Annotated in this window: 20 protein-coding genes; 11 read left to right on the plus strand and 9 right to left on the minus strand. The window is 52.1% G+C overall.

The genetic code is table 11. The features are described from left to right. Positions 1–68: 68 nt before the first annotated feature. Entirely contained in the window at positions 69–347 is a 279-nt protein-coding gene (locus tag C5523_RS12565) for a hypothetical protein (RefSeq protein ID WP_079498210.1), read from the plus strand. A gap of 172 nt (positions 348–519) precedes the next feature. Here the strand turns inward: C5523_RS12565 and C5523_RS12570 are convergent, their stop codons facing one another. Continuing rightward, positions 520–804 carry a hypothetical protein gene (locus tag C5523_RS12570; protein WP_039078886.1) on the minus strand — a complete coding sequence of 95 codons (285 nt, stop codon included), beginning with the start codon at positions 802–804 and terminating at the stop codon, positions 520–522. A gap of 466 nt (positions 805–1,270) precedes the next feature. Between C5523_RS12570 and C5523_RS12575 the strand changes: the two genes are divergently transcribed. The 3 genes from C5523_RS12575 to C5523_RS27250 all read left to right on the plus strand — a co-directional run bounded on the left by C5523_RS12575 (position 1,271) and on the right by C5523_RS27250 (position 2,238). After that, entirely contained in the window at positions 1,271–1,465 is a 195-nt protein-coding gene (locus C5523_RS12575) for a hypothetical protein (RefSeq protein WP_071194289.1), read from the plus strand. Between the two features lie 184 nt (positions 1,466–1,649). Then, positions 1,650–1,952 carry a hypothetical protein gene (locus C5523_RS12580; RefSeq protein ID WP_039078888.1) on the plus strand — a complete coding sequence of 101 codons (303 nt, stop codon included), beginning with the start codon at positions 1,650–1,652 and terminating at the stop codon, positions 1,950–1,952. A gap of 106 nt (positions 1,953–2,058) precedes the next feature. Next, positions 2,059–2,238 carry a hypothetical protein gene (locus tag C5523_RS27250; RefSeq protein ID WP_125124603.1) on the plus strand — a complete coding sequence of 60 codons (180 nt, stop codon included), beginning with the start codon at positions 2,059–2,061 and terminating at the stop codon, positions 2,236–2,238. 91 nt (positions 2,239–2,329) lie between these two features. On the opposite strand, the gene C5523_RS27410 is transcribed toward C5523_RS27250, so the two are convergent. Continuing rightward, entirely contained in the window at positions 2,330–2,476 is a 147-nt protein-coding gene (locus tag C5523_RS27410) for a hypothetical protein (RefSeq protein ID WP_172600650.1), read from the minus strand. Between the two features lie 186 nt (positions 2,477–2,662). On the opposite strand from C5523_RS27410, the gene C5523_RS12585 reads away from it, so the two are divergent. Both C5523_RS12585 and C5523_RS12590 read left to right on the plus strand, forming a co-directional pair. Further along, the gene (locus C5523_RS12585; protein WP_039078889.1) at positions 2,663–3,232 is read left to right on the plus strand and encodes a TIGR00730 family Rossman fold protein; all 570 of its coding nucleotides are present in this window, start codon (positions 2,663–2,665) and stop codon (positions 3,230–3,232) included. A gap of 58 nt (positions 3,233–3,290) precedes the next feature. Next, positions 3,291–3,722 (plus strand): NUDIX hydrolase, encoded by a 432-nt coding sequence (locus C5523_RS12590; protein ID WP_039078890.1) that lies wholly within the window; start codon positions 3,291–3,293, stop codon positions 3,720–3,722. A gap of 95 nt (positions 3,723–3,817) precedes the next feature. Here C5523_RS12590 and C5523_RS12595 read toward each other — a convergent pair whose 3' ends face one another. The 4 genes from C5523_RS12595 to C5523_RS12610 form a co-directional block, all read right to left on the minus strand. Next, complete coding sequence (locus C5523_RS12595) at positions 3,818–4,105, minus strand: hypothetical protein (RefSeq protein ID WP_039078891.1); 288 nt, start codon at positions 4,103–4,105, stop codon at positions 3,818–3,820. Between the two features lie 324 nt (positions 4,106–4,429). Further along, positions 4,430–5,293 (minus strand): HlyD family secretion protein, encoded by an 864-nt coding sequence (locus C5523_RS12600; protein WP_039078892.1) that lies wholly within the window; start codon positions 5,291–5,293, stop codon positions 4,430–4,432. Continuing rightward, on the minus strand, positions 5,290–5,505 hold the full coding sequence (locus tag C5523_RS12605) for a DUF1656 domain-containing protein (RefSeq protein WP_108701225.1): 216 nt from the start codon (positions 5,503–5,505) through the stop codon (positions 5,290–5,292). The genes C5523_RS12600 and C5523_RS12605 overlap by 4 nt, the downstream gene beginning before the upstream one ends. Beyond that, positions 5,495–7,546: an FUSC family protein gene (locus C5523_RS12610; protein WP_108701226.1), complete on the minus strand. Its 2,052-nt coding sequence runs from the start codon at positions 7,544–7,546 to the stop codon at positions 5,495–5,497. Before C5523_RS12610 ends, C5523_RS12605 begins: the two co-directional genes overlap by 11 nt. A 77-nt stretch (positions 7,547–7,623) precedes the next feature. Here C5523_RS12610 and C5523_RS12615 point away from each other — a divergent pair, with 77 nt between their 5' ends. The 5 genes from C5523_RS12615 to C5523_RS12635 all read left to right on the plus strand — a co-directional run bounded on the left by C5523_RS12615 (position 7,624) and on the right by C5523_RS12635 (position 13,063). Beyond that, positions 7,624–8,418, plus strand: coding sequence for a helix-turn-helix domain-containing protein (locus C5523_RS12615; RefSeq protein ID WP_108701227.1), 795 nt, complete (start codon positions 7,624–7,626; stop codon positions 8,416–8,418). Between the two features lie 238 nt (positions 8,419–8,656). Beyond that, positions 8,657–9,769 (plus strand): FIST N-terminal domain-containing protein, encoded by a 1,113-nt coding sequence (locus C5523_RS12620; RefSeq protein WP_039078896.1) that lies wholly within the window; start codon positions 8,657–8,659, stop codon positions 9,767–9,769. Between the two features lie 3 nt (positions 9,770–9,772). After that, a complete protein-coding gene (locus tag C5523_RS12625) occupies positions 9,773–10,867 on the plus strand; it encodes a sensor histidine kinase (RefSeq protein ID WP_107222783.1) in 1,095 nt (364 codons plus the stop codon). Between the two features lie 5 nt (positions 10,868–10,872). Then, positions 10,873–11,943: an HDOD domain-containing protein gene (locus C5523_RS12630; protein WP_108701228.1), complete on the plus strand. Its 1,071-nt coding sequence runs from the start codon at positions 10,873–10,875 to the stop codon at positions 11,941–11,943. Next, complete coding sequence (locus C5523_RS12635) at positions 11,936–13,063, plus strand: response regulator (protein ID WP_039078899.1); 1,128 nt, start codon at positions 11,936–11,938, stop codon at positions 13,061–13,063. Before C5523_RS12630 ends, C5523_RS12635 begins: the two co-directional genes overlap by 8 nt. A 246-nt stretch (positions 13,064–13,309) precedes the next feature. Here C5523_RS12635 and cspA read toward each other — a convergent pair whose 3' ends face one another. The 3 genes from cspA to C5523_RS12650 all read right to left on the minus strand — a co-directional run bounded on the left by cspA (position 13,310) and on the right by C5523_RS12650 (position 18,280). Beyond that, entirely contained in the window at positions 13,310–13,522 is a 213-nt protein-coding gene (cspA, locus tag C5523_RS12640; protein WP_016495754.1) for an RNA chaperone/antiterminator CspA, read from the minus strand. Between the two features lie 327 nt (positions 13,523–13,849). Next, entirely contained in the window at positions 13,850–15,115 is a 1,266-nt protein-coding gene (locus C5523_RS12645) for an MFS transporter (RefSeq protein ID WP_079498216.1), read from the minus strand. Positions 15,116–15,172: 57 nt separating this feature from the next. Next, positions 15,173–18,280, minus strand: a complete 3,108-nt coding sequence (locus tag C5523_RS12650) for a beta-galactosidase (RefSeq protein WP_108701229.1) — start codon at positions 18,278–18,280, stop codon at positions 15,173–15,175. Positions 18,281–18,353: the final 73 nt, after the last annotated feature.

The following is an 18,353-nucleotide window of genomic DNA, read 5'->3' on the forward strand; positions in this document are numbered from 1 at the left end:
GCTATATATTAAAAGTAATTTAATAGAAGTAATCCGTACTAAAACCCGTTCAAGAGAGGGAGTGCGCGATGGACTATTTTTTCTTGATTATAAACAGCGTAATGGCCGGTGCGCCTGGGTACTTCCCAGATGCTATCAGGGTGATATCTGAACGGTCAGGCGAAAAATTAATAACGCTTTCCGCTATCCTCCTCCAGCCTGTTGCCGCGCAAAAACTGACGGATGTACACCGACAGCAAATAAATAATATTCGCGGAAATATCATATTACTTGCGGAGCAAGACGACCTGGAAACATTCAAAATGAAAGTTAAGGCGTTTTCCAGACAAAATGGTTTAGTCAGTTAAATATTCAACAGGAATGATGATATATTCAATTGTCCATTCATAAGAATCAGGATTTTCCATGAATGGCAAAAAATTAATTAATCAGGCAGCAAAAGAGGAAATGCATAAATCATCGTTAAAAGCGTCGCCGCAGGACCTGAAAGCGACGCTTTTATTACCCGTACTCAGACGTTTATTTGACGCTTTCATCCATGGTCACATTCATTGTGATGCCGCCTTTGTTATTTGGATCGTCAGTATAGGTTATCAGCACATCTTTGCTGGCGACACATAATCCCTCCTCGTTTGGTGTAGAAGAGACGTATCCCCCGTTATTAAACTCGACGGTGGTTGTCGTTACGCCGCCGTTTTCGGTCTCAGTAATGAAGAGGGAACCGCCATGCGTGACATTGACGGTTGTGATCACACCAATGACCTTATGTTCACCGGACTCAGGATCAAAAGAAATTTTCGGCATTTTTCTCTCCTCGCGCAGACAGGCTATCTGCATTCACTTTTTATCCCATATTTATATTAACGGCCTGGTGGGAAAGAAGTTGAGTTTTTTCGCTATCTATTTTCGATGTGGTAGTCAAGAATATGTTTACTTTGCATTAATTCGTTATGGCGCACATACGCGGCGGGCCAGGCTGGTGAAACGTACCTTTTGCGGCTAAACTTAAACGGTTCGGTATGGCAAGCCGACAAACAATCGTTCTGACGTGATGAATCCCCCTCAGCGGTGGGGCTGGTCTTCATACCATGCAAGTCGTGAATAGCGAATGCGTTTCTGACTGACCGTCAGGAACACCGGGAGGCACCCGGCATCACGGTTTCCACATCCTGAATGACTCAATTCTCCTGTTGGGTCTTTATCTTTTGCCGCGTATTTTGAGTGACCTTGCATAGCACTCATTCCGGCGAGTAACTCGCAGAGTGTACCCATGAAAGAGGGTTATTACTGGATCCAGCACCAGGGTATTGTGCAGGTGGCTTACTATACCCATGATAAAGTTGAGAATATGGATACAGGAAAAATAATGACCGGTGTCTGGCGCCTTACGGAAGGGTTTGAGATCTGTCATGACGTTGAAATAGAGATCGTTGGTGGACCGCTTGCGTCCCCAATGAAAGGGTAAATTTATTTGACCATGGCCTGCCTGGATAAGCGGGCCTGTCAATTTGGGCTGTGTCTACGTTTGGCAGAAATGTATTATCACCAGGAAGACGTAAATACGAATCTAAGAAATGTGAACGCTACTATTTCACTCCTCATTTAAGCGGATATACTTCTGATAAGTCGCGTATAAAAGGAGTAAGCCAATGATTTACTCATCCATAAAAACGCACTATCTGTCAGCCGAATCCGGCGATCGCCTTGTTCGTTATGATGTTATTACGACAGATGCTGATACGTATTTAGTGAAGGTCATCGACGAGCAAAAAAGCACGCTGTCTGATCCTAAACCGCTAATCCTCATCGACCAGTTTCGCGTAACCCGTAGTGATTATTTTGAACACTACGGTATTCACGTGGTGCAACAGGCGATAACGTTCAATTTACCCCCCTCATTTGAAGATTATCTTCTGCTTTACTGCCAGCGACACCGAAACAAGTACGAATAGCACCAGGCCGATAAAAGGCGGTTGCTTCGTTAAAAGGAGCCACTGCCGTTATACTTACCTGTAGTCTTTTGACGCAAAGCTGGCTTGTTTAACCCAAAGGAGGGTGATGATGAGACCGAAAATCACGCCGGAAGAGATCGCATTACTGGTAGAGGATTTAGATATGCTGGGTGAACAAAACCTTGTGGGTATTGAAGCCTATGAAGCGCTCTATCTGCTGGAGATGCGCCGCCAGACAGCAAAACTTAATGATATCAAGCGGGCACTGGAAGCCGAAGAGGAGTGAATTTCCGGACTCACGGACGCCCCCGGTTGTTGGTGGGGAGGCCGCACTGTTTATCAACATCATCTGGCCTCCCTGACGCCAGATGATGTTTTTACTTTTTACTCACCGGACAGATCAACTCACGGATAATCGCTATCTTCTGCTGCGGTGACAGCCAGAGGCATTGTGGCATCCATGCAGGTTTTTGTTGTTCGGTGAACGCGTTAAGCAGTTGATTGAGCCAGCTATCGATATTCATACGTACCTCCTTAATGGTTAACGTGAGTGTACGCAACAATTACGGAACAAAAACTGAGCTTATTAAATTTACTGTTCCGCATTTCATTCCCTGAATGTGCCGACCGATATTGTCCAGCCCACAGGCGCAATAAGCTGACACAAAGATATGGTAAATTACAGCCTCCACTAACAACGGAGTGTTGTAATGAAAGCGATTGGTATCTTTTGTGGTTCATCTTCCGGGGAAAATCCGCTGTATATCGAAACGGCGCGCTATGTGGGCAAAACCCTCGCGGCGGCCGACATTTCTCTTGTCTACGGTGGCGGTAAGGTTGGTCTGATGGGCGCCGTTGCCGATGCCTGCCTGGCGCACGGCGGCCACGTGGTGGGGGTTATGCCGCGAGGTCTGTTTGAAAAGGAGATCGCGCACCAGGGGCTGAGTGAACTCCACGTCGTGGAAAATATGCACGAGCGAAAAACCAAAATGGCGGCGCTATCGGATGGCTTTATCGCACTGCCTGGTGGTGCGGGTACGCTGGAAGAGATTTTCGAGCAGTGGACCTGGGCACAACTCGGTATTCACCACAAACCCTGCGCATTCCTGAATATCAACGGTTATTACGATCCGCTACAGGCGATGGTGGAGAAAATGGTTACCGAGGGATTCATGCATGCCCGTTACGCCGATATGCTGCCGTTTTCCACGGATGTCGAAAGTGTCGTGGCGTATTTTCGCAACTATCAGGCGCCTGCGAGTAAGTGGGTGAAAAATTAATCGTATTTAAGGGCGCTGCGCCGGGCGCCCCCGGCCAGTGCGCGCAGGAAAGCGTATCATGCCACACACCATACATCCCGTTGCCGCCGTACTGGGGGTGATCGTCCATGAATCTCGTGTACTGCTTGTACGTCGCTCTAACCCACCTGACGCAGGTTTTTGGGGTTTTCCGGGTGGAAAAATCGAGGCAGGCGAAACCATAGAACAGGCCGCGTTGCGTGAAGTAAACGAAGAGACCGGGCTGAGGGTTATTTACCAGTCGACGGATGTGCCCCTGGAAGCATTCGATTACAACGCCGCCGGCGAGCTTCTTTACCATTATCTGCTGATCCCGGTCGTTTGTGCCTGGCAGGGGGGAGAACCGACTGCCGCGTCGGATGTCTTTGAAGCGCGCTGGTTTGACGCTGCGGCGTTACTGAGCGGTGATTTTTCTTTCAGTAAAGATGTCGTGGAACTGGCGATAAAACAGATAAACCCTGCTCACGCGTGAATGGGGATGTTGTCGCAGTGACGATTATCACCGCTGGCGGGCTGCAACGTTCAGGGCTGCGGCCCGTCAATCCGGTGCCCCTTCATGTAAGGGCGTTATGTTTTGCTTGCGTCTTTCTTCTTTTTGAAAAGAGACGTTGCCGCCGCCGTCATAACGCCTATCAGCGGCATAGCAATAGCGCCTGCCAGGAAGTTATGCTGATCGATTTCCTTTTCCCGGCGAATATCAGCAAAACGGGCAAGCGCCTGTTTTTCATTCGCGGCGATGACCTCTTCAAACTGCTTTTCATAACCCTGCTCAGTCAACTGAAATGCGCGTTGTTCATCTGATTTTTTCAGAGCAACGGTATGCTTACCCTTTTTAAAAAAACAGTACTCTGGCATGGGTGCTCCTTAAGGAGAGAGGTGATTAAGCACAACCAGAATAACAATTTTAAATACGCCTGGCACCTGCGGGTGAATAATTTTTAAATCTATTTAACTCATCGTGTGCCGACAAATTCGCGCGCAGAATTTAAAAACGCTTAAGAAAGAGCGTAAAAGGACGCTGAATTTTTCCTCCGGAATATATCTTATTTTCCACGCGCACCGAATGTTATTGTGACGGGACGCGAGAAACGTCATTCCGACCGCCACAAGAGACAACCGGCGCGGTGCTATCCACGCCGTAAGGGGAATGATTTGGATAACTGCCACAACCAGCGTGGCCTAAGGTGCGATGGAGATACTTGCCGACAAGCCTGCCACTAACTCGACCCCTTGCGGCAAGTTATCGATGTGAATACGCACCGGGATGCGCTGGGCAAGACGTACCCAGTTAAAAGTCGGCTCAACCTGTGGCAGGCCAAGACCGCCCGTGTCGTCATTATTATCACCAATCCCATGCCCGATACTTTCAACGTGGCCGGTCAGGACGGGCTCGAACCCCATCAGCGCAATGTGCGCGGTATTTCCCACGCGAATGTGGCGCAGTTTGGTTTCCTCAAAATAGCCCACCACCCAGAAACTTTGCGCGTCGACGATGGCGACCTTTGTTTCCCCGGCAGTTGCATAGTCGCCGGGGCGAAGCCGCAGATGCGTGACATAACCGGCAACCGGCGCCCGAACGGTGGCATGGGATAAATTGAGTTCTGCTAGTTCCAGCGCAGCCAGCGCACCATGGTAATTGGCCGTTGCGATATTCGCCGCGCTGCTTGTTTGCTGCAAATCTTCACCGGAAATCATGCCTTTTATCTGCACACGTCGTCTGGCGGCATCCTGGCGCATCAGCATTTCATGACGTTTAGCATCGACATCAGCCTGCGCGCTGAGCAACGCCAGCGTTAACCAGTGCGGATCGATGGAATAGAGAACATCGCCACGATTCACCCACTGATTGTCTCTGACAGCCACGCTGATAACCGGCCCTGAGACATCCGGCGCAATTTGCACTACATCCGCACGAACCCGGCCATCGCGGGTCCAGGGCGTCTGCGCATAATGCTTCCACATCATGAAAGCCAGAATAGCTGACACGGCGGCTGCGCTTAGCGTCAGCGCATAGCGGGTCAATAAAGAGAGAAACGATTTCATGCAAATAACCCCAGCGCGTTAGCGTCCTGCAGGAACAGGAAAAAAGTGACGATATACAGTGAGAAACTAATCAGCGGGCGGCAAGGCAAACGGCAATAAAACCTGCTGAAAGAGAACAGCGGCACGAGTAACAGCGTGCAGGCCAGGCTAATAAGCGCAATGACCAGCAGACCGGGGAGAAATACCCCCCCAATATTGATGTCATTCAGCATTTTCTTGCTCCTTCTTGCTACTTCGCAGTGCGCAGTACAGGTCAACAAGCCTGTCGACAACCTGGCGCGATTGTTCATCTGGCGCAGGCAGAGAGAGGCAAATCATTGACGCAATGCGCTCGCGTACGGCGGGTATGTCTTTCGTGTGAATAAGCTGGTAAAGCAGGTCATTGATCTCCCTGGCTGTTTTTCTTTCCGCCAGCGAATAACAGTGGCGTAAATGCATGACAGAGAGGCCAATACGCAGATAGTGCAACATGTGCTCAAGCACCTGTTCTGAGGCGTGCTCACTGCGTTGCAAACGCGGCAGTAAAAGGGCAGTTCTGTCCATCATCAGATTGGTCCAGTGCGTCTCCTCGGGTTTAAAAACACCTTTCACGCTGCGCCGGATATCGCGTCGACAGAGTTTCAGCAGACGGTTAATGGCCGCGTCTGCCTGCACCGTTTGCAACAAACTCATGCTGACCACGGCAAAGCCGATGGCGGCAAACAAGGCAATAGAGGTATTGATGGCTACAGCGAAGTCCCCGCTGTAATGCGCGCCTAATTCGCAAAGGATAGGCAGGGTGAGGGTGATCCCCATGGCCATAAATGTGGTGGGCGGGCGCGCCTGGAGCGATCCGGCCAGCAAATAGGCGGGGGCAAGTGCCGCAACCAATACCGCGAAGTCGGTCACTTGCGGAAGAAGGACAAAGCTATAGAACAGGCTTATCAGTACCCCCCAGACGGAACCCATAATATATTTCACAAGGTGGGGGGCTGGCGTGTCGAAACTGGCAAACAGCGTACAGCAGACCCCAAGAACAGAGACCGCCGTGGCGCCATCAGGCCAGGCTGAGTAAATCCAAATCAGGCAGCCGCTTAAGATTATCGAGAAAGCCCCCAGCGCTGTGCGTGCAGCGCTAAGGTGATCCCGGTGGAATACGTAGCCTTTTGCAGCCTTGACCTCCATCAGCGCAGGGGTGTTTTTCGCGTGGCGAACCGCATCAGAAAGGCGTTCGCATTGCTGTAAAAGCACGATGGCCTCTGTCAGGTGGCGCGTAAAACTGGCCCGTATCGCATCTGTCATTGTTGGTGTCTGCGAAGCGTAAAACGCCGTTAACTGTTCACTGCGTTTTTTTAGCGCCTCTGCGCTGATTATCTGCTCGCTTTCTCCCTCATGAGTAAGCCAGGCCTGGACATCCTTTAGCAACAACCGCAGCTCGACGGGTATCTGTTCTGGCGTCGGTAAGCGATCGCGTAATTCACAATTCACAATTAACAGACGAGCCAGCCTGTCATGGATGGCTTTTCGTGCCTGGCGGACCGGCGCAGAAAGGGCAAAGTCATAAGGGATATGGTGGCTGATACCCTGCAAAAACTGCAGTGCCAGCGCCAGATGAAGGCTATCGGAATGCTCATCGGGTTTGCCTGCTAAGGTGTCGGCAATTTTCAGCCGGGCCGAGTGTAATGTCTGCGCTAATTTGTTGTTGAACACCCCTGAAATACGCGCGGGCAATACGTATCTGTGAATAAGTGCGGCGCAGAAGATACCAATCATGATCTCCTGCACGCGGAGAATGGCGATATGAAAAATAGTGCCGGGATCAAACACCGCAGGAAAACCAATCAGGCTCGCGGTGTAACCGGCTAATACAAAAGCATACGCACGTGAAGTGCGTACAAGGAGGGATAAATAGAGACAGAAGGTTATCCAGCCTGTGAGCATCACGCTGCAAAGCACCGGCATGTTCACGAAAGTGGGCACGATCAAAACGGTCGCTCCGGCGCCGATGACCGTACCTGCCAGGCGATAAAGGCTTCTGCTCAGTGATGCGCTCACCGAGGTTTGCGAAACAATGTAGACGGTAATGATGGCCCATGACGGGCGCTCAAGACCTATCGACAACGCAATAAAATAGGCGAGCATCGCGGCGGTAAAAGTCTTTGCAGAATAGAGCAACGCGTTAGCGTCGTTCAGCAGTGCGGGAGAAGCCACACGGCGTAATAGCTTGCTGGTAGCGCGTAAAAAATGACTGTGAAAGAGAGCGAATGTGTTCATGCCGGGGATTATTACCGGCTTGCGTATGCTATTAAATACTCTATTCTGTCAAAAAATACCTAAATGTTGCCAATCACATGAAGCCCCAATTCGTTACAACATTATTTGACCCTGATGCCACCTCGTGCCCGGCAGTGGCGCGGCATCTTGATTTTATTGATTACGAGGCCGAAGTGCCGGTACATACACATCGCAAAGGGCAATTGATCATTGCGCTGTATGGCGCGGTAATCTGTCGCGCCGAAAATGACATATGGATAGTGCCGCCAAATTGCGCAGTCTGGATACCGGGCGGTGTTCCTCACAGCGCTAAAGCGACCTGGAACGCCCATCTCAATTATCTGTTTATTGAACCCGGCGCCACTGCGCTTCCGGAAAAATGTTGCACGCTGGCGATTTCATCCCTGATTAAAGAGTTGGTGGACCGCTTAACGCGTGAGGGCATCGATTACCCGCCCGATAGCCATGTCGCAAGACTGACCAGAGTGACGCTTGACGAGTTAGCCACCATGCCGCAACAGAAATTGAGTCTGCCCGTTTCGGCCCATCCCAAAATACGCGCCATGGCAGATGCGTTGGTCAGTAACCCGGAGGATCGCTGTACCTTTAAAGCGTGGGCTAAACGGCTGGCGCTCAGCGAGCGCTCGCTGGCACGCTTGATGCTACGCGAGACAGGGCTAACCTTCGGACGATGGCGTCAGCAGCTCCATCTGATCCTTGCGCTCCAGGCGCTGGCAAGTGGCGTCTCGGTACAAAATGTGGCGGCAAACCTGGGGTATGAATCGGTGAATGCCTTCATCACCATGTTCAAAAAAACGATGGGCAGCACCCCTGCGCACTATTTTGCCGAACGAAAAACAGACGTACGTTAATTAGCCGGGTTTTGGATGAAAGGGTAACAAAAGTGATCCAGACGGCGGCCTGAAAAGAAAGTTCACGTGCGTCTTTGAAGAGAAATGCCATGCATGTATAACTAATTAAGACAGGCATTCATAAGTGGCCTGGTGGCAGCTTTTATGACTCCCCAACTGTTGAATCCAGACGAGCATCTTTTTGAGCATGTACTGTTTAAAATAAACACTATCGCTTTTCTCAGCCGGAGAATATGCCGTGAATGTCAAACTAAAATATGCAAGTAGTGAATTACGCGATCCTGTCCAGGCTGTAGCTGAATTTGCCAATAAGATTGGTCATGAGGATATTGAAACCATCTTATTTTTTTGCTCTCCGGATTATGATCTTGAAATATTAGGCAGCGAATTAAAAAAAACCTTTTCATGCACGCTTATAGGATGCACCTCCTCCGGGCAAATTGGTCTGGATGGTTTTCAGCACTCCGGGATGCTCGGCCTGGGCTTAGGGAGCGAATTTCGGGCCTCCGCTTTTATGATCCATCCTTTAGTTGAATACTCTGCCGTTATTGCAGACATGGCTGAAAAAATCCGTCTCGACAGCGAGGCAAGGCCGAATATTAATCGCTTCGGTCTGTTGCTTGTCGATGGGCTTTCGATGGCAGAAGAGCGACTTGTGGCTAATCTTTATCAGCAGATAGGGAATGTGCCTATCATCGGGGGATCGGCGGGGGATGACCTGCGCTTTGAACAAAGCTTCATTTACGACGGTAATGGTAAATTTGTATCAGACGCAGCGGTTTTTGCGGTCATTGAGACCCACTCTCCTCTTGCGACGTTTAAAATTCAACACTTTGTTCCCAGCGACGTGGAACTGGTGATTACCGAAGCCGATCCGGAGAAACGGATCATTTTTGAAATTAACGGCGAACCTGCTGCACAAGTCTACGCCGAATCTCTCGGCCTGAGCGTGGACGAGTTAACGCCCACGATATTTTCTCGCAATCCGCTGGTGCTCTCGCTTGGCGATGAACCTTATGTACGCTCCATTCAGAAATGGAACGCCGATTTTTCGTTAACCTGCTATTGCGCGATTGAAGAGGGGTTGATTATTTCGATTGGCAGAGCAGAAGACCCCATCGAGACCTTCAGGCAATCGTTTGAAAAAGTTCATGAAATAATTCCTGACCCGCGTGTCATCATCGGTTGCGATTGTATTCTTCGCCGCCTCCAGTTTGAAGAAGAAGGGCTTGAAGAACCGATTAGCGACATTATGCGCCAGAATAATGTGATCGGTTTTTCTACCTACGGCGAGCAGTACAACGGGCTGCACGTAAACCAGACATTCACAGGCGTCGCTATCGGAGGATAAATTATGTCTTCTTTTACCCACGAACCCAATGCGGGCCTGTCACTTGCCGATTATGAGCGCAAACTTCTTGCCCGCGATAAAACAATCGATGTCCTGAAACGTCGTATTGCACAAGAGGCCAGGCATAGCCATACAACGCCTTTTGCCATTCTGGAACAGAATATTGGTCTGGAGAAAGTCGTTGCTCGTAAGACGATGGAACTCGAGAACGAGCGGCGCGAGCTTGAAAAAGCATTATCGGAATTACGGTTAGCGCAGGCCCAACTGTTGCAAGCGCAGAAAATGGAGTCTATTGGTCAGCTTGCCGCAGGTATTGCGCATGAGATTAACACCCCGACTCAGTATGTTTCGGACAATGTCGGTTTTGTGAAAACCGCCCATGCAACGCTGACAAAGGTACTTGATGCTGCGCTTGCGGTGGTCGACGTTGCGCGTGAGAAACTGGACAATGAGCCGACGATAGAGGCATTCGACACGGTTTTAAAACGTGCCCGGATTGATTTTTTGCGCAGCCAGATTCCCTCAGCGTTAGATGAGTCCCTGGAAGGCCTTGAGCACATTGCGAAAATTGTCGCTGCCATGAAGGAGTTTTCTCACCCATCGCAAAACGAGAAAGAATCTGTCGATATCCGTGAGGTCATTCGTACAACCGTGACGGTCGCGCGCAACGAGTGGAAATATGTCGCTGATCTGGAAACCCATTTTGGCGACGATTTGCCCTTGCTGCCATGCCTGCGCGATATGGTCGGTCAGGCCATACTTAATTTAGTGGTCAACGCCGCCCATGCGATTGCCGATACCCTGCAGAAAGGCGTTAAGGAAAAAGGCCGTATTGTCATTTCCGCTGAGCAAAACGGTGACTTTATGGAAATACGGGTGCAGGACGATGGTAGCGGCATACCCGCTGGTATCCTGGATCGTATTTTCGATCCCTTCTTCACGACCAAAGCCGTCGGTAAGGGGACGGGGCAGGGGCTTGCCATTGTCTACTCGACGGTCATCGACAAACACATGGGACATATCCGCTGCGAGTCTGAGGAAGGGGTGGGGTCAACGTTCATATTGCAATTTCCGCTTCATAGTCGCAAAGAGGGATGAACGGCATGCAGGTGATGTTTGTTGACGATGAAAACCGCATACTCTCGGGCATTGAGAGAGCGGTCATGATGTATAACCCTGATTGGGAGTGCCGCTTTGCAAGTAGTGGTCCTGATGCGCTGGCGATGCTTGAACAGACTCCGGCAGATGTTGTGGTATCGGACATGCGCATGCCTTTTATGGATGGGGCTGAGTTGCTCACCCAGGTTCGCGCCCGCTGGCCGGGTACGGTACGGATCATCCTTTCTGGCTATTCAGAGCCCACATCAACCCAACGAATGCTCCAGGTCGCGCACCGGTTTGTGTCTAAGCCGTGTGACAGTACAGCTCTGATCGAGATGATCGAAAGTACGCTCGCGCTACGCCAGACCATTGACGATCCGGGACTCATTGATTTAACGGGGCATATTAGCCACCTGCCTGCCACACCTGAGATATTCGCCGAACTGAGACAATGCCTTTCCGGGACTGCCTGTGATATCCCGTATATTACTGAACTCATCAGGCGCGATCCCGCGCTGACGGCCAGATTTTTGCAGATTGCGAATTCGGCCTGGTTCACACGAGGGGCGCGAATCCACGATATTGGCAGTGCCATCACCCACCTGGGTCTGGAGCAGATAACGTCATTGATCCAGACACCTGAGTTTTTTACCGAAGCGAACAGTGAACCTGGTGTCAGTGAGTTACAACGTAAGGCCTTTCTCGCCTCGCAGCTCGCCGCCCGCATGTGTGGCCACGAGGGGCTGGAGTCGACCGCCGCATTGCTCGCCAACATTGCTCTTCTGCTTCCCGATATTGAAGGCCATTCCCCCACGAGCCGCGCCGCTCTGGGGGCCTGGATGCTGGCGTTGTGGGGATTGCCCGGCGATCTTGTCGAGATCGTTGCCCGACAAGCCCAGCCTTCACGTCTTACGAATAATAGCTTCGGTGCGATCGGTACCGTACATGTTGCGGTCGCGCTGGCGAACAATAACGTACCCGATAACGATTATCTCGAACAAACAGGCATGCTGAACCAGCTCCCTCTGTGGCAGCAAATGCTTGCTCATATAAAGGAGACCCATCATGACTGATACTGCCCTCGCTCGGGTACTGTGCGTGGATGATGAACCCAATGTGCTCGCCGCCATTGAACGCAATCTTTTTGGGGAATTTGATGTAGTGGTCGCAAAGAGCGGCGAGGCCGGGCTTGACGCCGTTCGCTGGGGCGAAAAGTTTGCTGTCATCGTGTCCGATATGCGTATGCCAGGCATGGACGGGGCGACTTTCCTGGCGAAAGCGCGGGAAATCTCTCCCGACAGTGTTCGCATTCTGCTGACCGGTCAGGCCGATGTGCAATCTTCAATTGCGGCTATCAATAAAGGAGCCATTTTTCGCTATCTGTGTAAGCCTTGTCCAAAAGACGAACTGATTGCCACGCTGAATGAGGCGGTGCGCCAGTATCGCCTTATTTGTGCCGAAAAAGAGTTGCTTGCCACCACGCTTACCGCTTCGGTGAAAACGCTGACCGAAGTGCTCGCGATGGTCGCGCCATGGGCTTTTCAGCGCTCCGCGTTCGCGCAGTCATGTGTGAATCATGCGTTGCCAAAACTGGAGTGGCCCGATGAATGGATTTACACCATCGCGGCGTCACTAAGCCAGATAGGCTGTGTCGGTATTCCTGCGGATATCGTCCAGGCTGATGCGGCCCAGCGTAAACTGACGGATGAAGAGAAAAAACTGCTGCTTGGTCATCCGGAGGTAGCCGGGCGGTTGGTTGAGAACATTCCTCGCCTCGAACTGGTCGCGGGAATTATACGTCACCAGGCGAAAGAGCCGGCGCCGAATGTCCCTCTGGAGGTTCTGCGAGGCGCGCATTTGCTGCGTGCCGCGCTCGAACTGGAAAAACATGCCGTCCGTGGCTGGAGCCTGGAGCGGCCATGGGAAATTCTGCGTGCGGCCACGCCGCCACTGCCCGACTACATCATTAAGGCGTTGTCAGATTTTCGCGCAAACGTGAGTGGCGTTCGTTCTGCCCATATTCGCGAACTGCTGCCCGGATGGGTGGTTGAGGAAGATATCCTGACATCGAATGGACTGATGGTCTTGACCAAAGGGCATGAACTTACTGACACCGCTATTAATGCGCTCCAGCGGTTGTTGTCCGTCAATGCCATCAAAGAGCCTATCCGGGTACGGGGAACGTCCATCTGAGAAAATACAGATAACCCTCTGTCGATAAAAGGGCTGCAAGGGCAGAGGGTAAATTACCCTGGGGTAAGTCAGGTGCTGGCTGTTTAATAACCGGTCCGCTAACCGGAAATAATAAAAGCGAGCCGCTGGCTGAATGTAAGGCAATAAAAAACCCGCACTCGGCGGGTTTATTTTTATCAGTAGATTTTATCTGCTCAGACTATTGTCTTCATCGCTGTTGTAAACATCACTGATAATGCGCGCAACTTACAGCGCGGTAACGTTACCGGCCGCAGGGCCTTTAGCGCCACTTTCGATAGTGAAGGACACTTTCTGGCCTTCATCAAGCGTTTTGTAGCTGTCGCTCTGGATTGCAGAGAAATGTACGAATACATCTTTGCTGCCATCGTCAGGAGTGATAAAGCCAAAACCTTTATCGGAGTTAAACCATTTTACTAAACCAGTCATTTTATTAGACATAGATACTTCCTTAATTTTATGGGCCACGCAGAGTGGCAATAATGGCCTGTAATGTTAGAGTGACTTATTTGGCACTTAGGAGGAGGCTCTCGAAGAAGGATATCTATGGATAACACTTGAACTGAGGACTGCTTTACTAAAACTGCTTTCATAAGGTCTGTATTCCAAACCGATGGCGCTATTAAGACATAGCGAAATTAATTAAGCAACGTTTATATTTTTTTATTTTAACCGCTTACACGCCCGGACGGCTATCTGGCGCATCAGTACCAGATAGCCTGCCGTCGCGTTTTTTGAAGACCTGGTCACCCCTTGCGTGGCGTGGTATCACGCGGCGCTGTTATATCCTGGTTCCGGCAGCAGCGTTTTACCGCCTTTCAGGGTAAACAGCGACATAACGGTAAAAGTCAGGGTAATACAGCCCAGAATGAGGTACGCCTGATGGAAGCCAACCGTGTCGTACATCCGTCCCACCCACGCCGACAGCACCACCCCCGAAAGCTGTTTCGATAAGTTAAAGCCAATCAGGAACAGCGTGGCCGACAGTTTTGGATTAAAGGCCGAGGAGATGTATTTAAAGGTGCCGACCAGCAGGAACGGCAACTCAAACATATGCAGCATTTTTAAGATAACCACTTCAAGCGCAGACGACGCGAAAGAGGACCCCAAAATACGTGCTGACATAATAACTCCGGCGGCCAGCAGTGCGTTTTTTGCCCCGATGCGGTTCACGATGGCGGGTGCGAAGAACATAATCGTGGCGTTGAGAAGTTCCCCGCCGGTGGTGACGAAGCCAAAGACTTCGGTCCCGCGCTGCGGACTGGAGAAAAAGCCTTTAAAGAAGTTGGCAAATTGTTGGTCGAAGACGTCATAGACGCTGGCGACGCCAACCACGTAAACAATAAAGCCCCAGAAACGCGGCATACGCAGCAGTTCGGCGGCGGTTCGCATTGAGAATGCCTGACGATTGGCGCCCAGCGCGTCGATGACCAACTCGCTGTTACTGCCTTCGGGTTTGGACATCCACAACAGTACGCCGAGCACCAGAGCAAAACCGGAGGCGATCCAGAACGTAATGTTAGGGTCGATACCAAACAAAATACCGGTTATCGATGCGCACAATGCCCAGCCAATACAACCGGAAACGCGAACTTTACCGTATTCAAAACGGTTCGCGCGACTGACGCGTTCAATATAGGCTTCGACAGCACCAGAACCGCTTGAGAAGACGATCCCTAAATAGATCCCTCCTGCCAGCGCACCGGCGAAAATATTCATTTGTAGCAGAGGTGAGAGCACAAAAATAAAGAACGGGGCAAACAGGATCAGCAAGACCGTAATGGTCCACAGCAGGTGTTTGCGTAACCCCAGCTTATCGGAAATCAGGCCAAACACCGGCTGGAAAATAATCGCAAACAGCGAGATAGACGAGAAGACAATCCCCGTTTCGGTTTTGGTTAAATGGTTAACTTCCGCCAGCCAGACCGGGAAAAAAGGGAAATAAGCCGACATAATGAAGTAGTAAAAGAAAAAGAACAGCATAAAGTAGATAAAATTATGTCGTTCTCTTGGTGCGAGTTGAGAGAGTTTCATTGTGACTGTTCCATCTTGTTATGCCTGTATGCCAGGGGGCTTAACGCCCCCCGATTATTATTGGAAGTGGATCGTTAACTGATATTGCCATCGTGTCTCAAGCAGCAACCATTGCCGCAGTACGCTGGGTGTCCAGGAGTCATCACCGCCGATACCCATATGCTGGCCATCGAGGGTTATCCAGACGCCATTTTCCGGCTGCATCCTGTGCCAGTGGTCGGTCTCCATTAATTGCGCGGTACTGTAGGGCTGCACAGAGAAATGAAAATCTCCCGCGACGTGCCAGTGCCCCCAGTTCAGTGCTTTGTTATCGCAACGCAGGCCGTTTTCACCGGGGAAAATATAGGGCGTTGTCATCTCATTGAGCGGTAACGCCCAGCGTGAAAAGCAGGCACTGGCGCGCCGATCCGGGTAGTTTTCATGCGGGCCGAAGCCCAGCCAGGAGACCGGCTGGTACTGATCCGGCACCTGGAAATTCAGCCCGACACGCGGCAGCGGCGGTAAAGTGCCTGCGCGTTCGCCATCGACCGCCAGATGCAGCTTGCCTTCGGCATCAAAGGTCATTCGCCAGTGGCTGACAATTACCACGTCATCGCCGCTCTGGTAGTGCCAGCGGCTGTCTATCACCACCTCATGGGCCAGACGTTGCGCCTCACACTGCACACAGCGCGCGGCGAGGTTATACAACCCCGCGCTCTTCCAGCGCTCGACCCATGCGTTGGGATCGATGCGTTCTACCTCGCTGACACCAATGTCATTGTCCAGCGGGGCACGCACGAACTGATCTCGCAGCGGTGTCAGTAACTGTTCCACGCCGTCGACCTGCCAGTGGGTAAGCAGCCCGCTTTGCCTGTCAATAACCCACTGTTGGCTATCGCAGCGTATCGTCCAGGCACTGTCGCTGCCCTCAAGCTCCGGTGCATTCGCCGGGCGTACAGGCGTTCGCAGCACCAGCGGGGCGGCGAGAGCGAACTGCTGCCAGGCGACACGATGCCCGGCTTCTGACCAGGCCGTGGCCTGCGGCTGGATAACCTCCAGCGTCAGCCACACCTCTTCGGCACCGGTGGGCAGCGTCAATGTCTCCGCGAGCGTCAATGCGTTGTGCCCCTCCGGCGAGATATCCAGAGCTGCACTGCCATGGGCAATGGTTTCACCTGCGGCCTGAACCTGCCAGTGCAGTGTTTCGTTGTCCGTCGCGCGGAACAGATATTCGCTGGTAATACTGATGCGCAGCGGGTTTTGAGACAGCAGCGTAAACTGGAAAAATTGCTGGGCATGTTTGGCCTCAATAAGTGAAGGGTGAGGGCGGCGGTCGGGGAACACCAGACCGTTCATACAGAACTGCCTGTCATTGGGTTTATCGCCAAAATCGCCGCCGTAGGCCCAGCCGACGCTGCCATCGTCAAAGGTTTTGGTGATCGCCTGATCGGCCCAGTCCCAAATAAAGCCACCCTGCAGGCGCGGATAATCACGAAATGCCCGCCAGTAATCCGCAAAGTTTCCCAGGCTATTGCCCATCGCGTGCGCGTATTCGCACAGGATGAGCGGGCGCTGCTCACCCGGCAGGCTGATCCACTTTTTGATCCCCCATTTCGGCACCGCCGGTATCAGCAGATCGCTCTCCACGCGGGCATACATCGGGCACAGAATGTCAGTTGTCGTGCTGTTTGCTCCGCCGCCTTCGTACTGCACAGGGCGTGACGGGTCGTTACGCTTAAGCCAGTGGTACATGGCTTCGTGATTACCGCCACCGCCGGATTCGTTGCCCAGCGACCAGATAATAATCGACGGGTGGTTGCGGTTGTTTTGCACCATCCGTGTGACGCGAGTGCTGTATGCCGGGAGCCATGACGGATCGTCAGAGAGACGACTCATGGGCACCAGACCGTGGGTTTCAATATTGGCCTCGTCGACGACGTACAGACCATAGCGGTTGCACAGTTCATACCAGCGCGGGGCGTTGGGGTAGTGGGAGCAGCGCACGGCGTTAAAATTATTCTGCTTCATCAGCCGAATGTCCTGCACCATATCCTCTTCGCTGACAACCTGGCCGCGCTGGTGGTGATGTTCATGGCGGTTGACGCCGCGGATCAGCAGCGGTTTGCCGTTGAGCTTCAACAGGCCATTGTCAATTTCAACCTTACGAAAACCGATGTCCCAGGCTTCGGCTTCGATCAGCTCATCGCCGCGCCACAGGGAGACCACAGCGCGGTAGCAGTTCGGTGTCTCCGCACTCCACAGCGCCGGGCGTTCGATCGGCAGGCGCATCACCGCGCGTTCGGCATAGTTGCCGCGCTCATCAATCACCGGCGAGCCGGGCGGTTGCTGATGATTGACGATGCGCTGTGTGTCGTTCCACAACTCGACGTTGACCGTCAGGTGCTCCAGCATCTGCGTCGGGGCGGCGACGGTGACGTCAACCGCCAGTTCTGCGTCGCGATACAGCGCATCGAGCTGTGGGGTGAGCTGGACATCGCTCAGGTGCAGCGCAGGTTTGTGCAGTAGCCAGACCGAACGGAAGATCCCGCTCATCCGCCACATATCCTGATCTTCAAGCCAGGTCCCTGCGCTCCAGCGCATCACCATCACGCAAAGGCGATTCTCGCCGGTATGAAGATAAGGGCTCAGATCGAAGGCTGCAGGCAGGCGGCTGTCCTGCGAGTAACCAACCCATTCACCGTTACACCACAGATGAAAGGCAGAATTAACGCCATCAAAGATAACCTGCGTTTGCCCTTCATCCAGCCAGTGCGCGTCGACGTTAAACAGCAGCGAGTAGCAGCCGGTTGGGTTCTCTTCCGGCACGCGCGGCGGGGTGGTTGCAATGGGGTAACGCACGTTGCTGTAAATAGGTATGTCATAGCCTTCCATTTGCCAGTTCGAAGGAACTGGCGTGCTGCGGCTACCGGGCAGATCGCTTTCCAGCCAGGAGGCATCCACCTCAAACGGGCTGCGCGCCAGGGCAAACTGCCACTGTCCGTCCAGCAGACGACGGTGCGTTGAGGGCTGATTTTCCTTTGCGGCGTGAACGTCTCGCCAACTGGCAAACGTCGGGTGAGCCGCTAAGCGGTTAAGGTGCGTAATGGTCTGATTTTGCCAGTCTTCACGGGCAAGTACATCGTGGAACCGGGGGCCACGACGCGCGTGGGAATCGTAATGTTGCATCGCTATACCTGATAATAAAATGAAATGTCATTCGCTCGACAAGATGGATGAGTTATCAGATATTTTGTTTGGT

Origin of the sequence: Phytobacter sp. SCO41 (genome assembly GCF_003073275.1) — a bacterium.
GTDB classification, from domain to species: Bacteria; Pseudomonadota; Gammaproteobacteria; order Enterobacterales; family Enterobacteriaceae; genus Phytobacter; species Phytobacter diazotrophicus.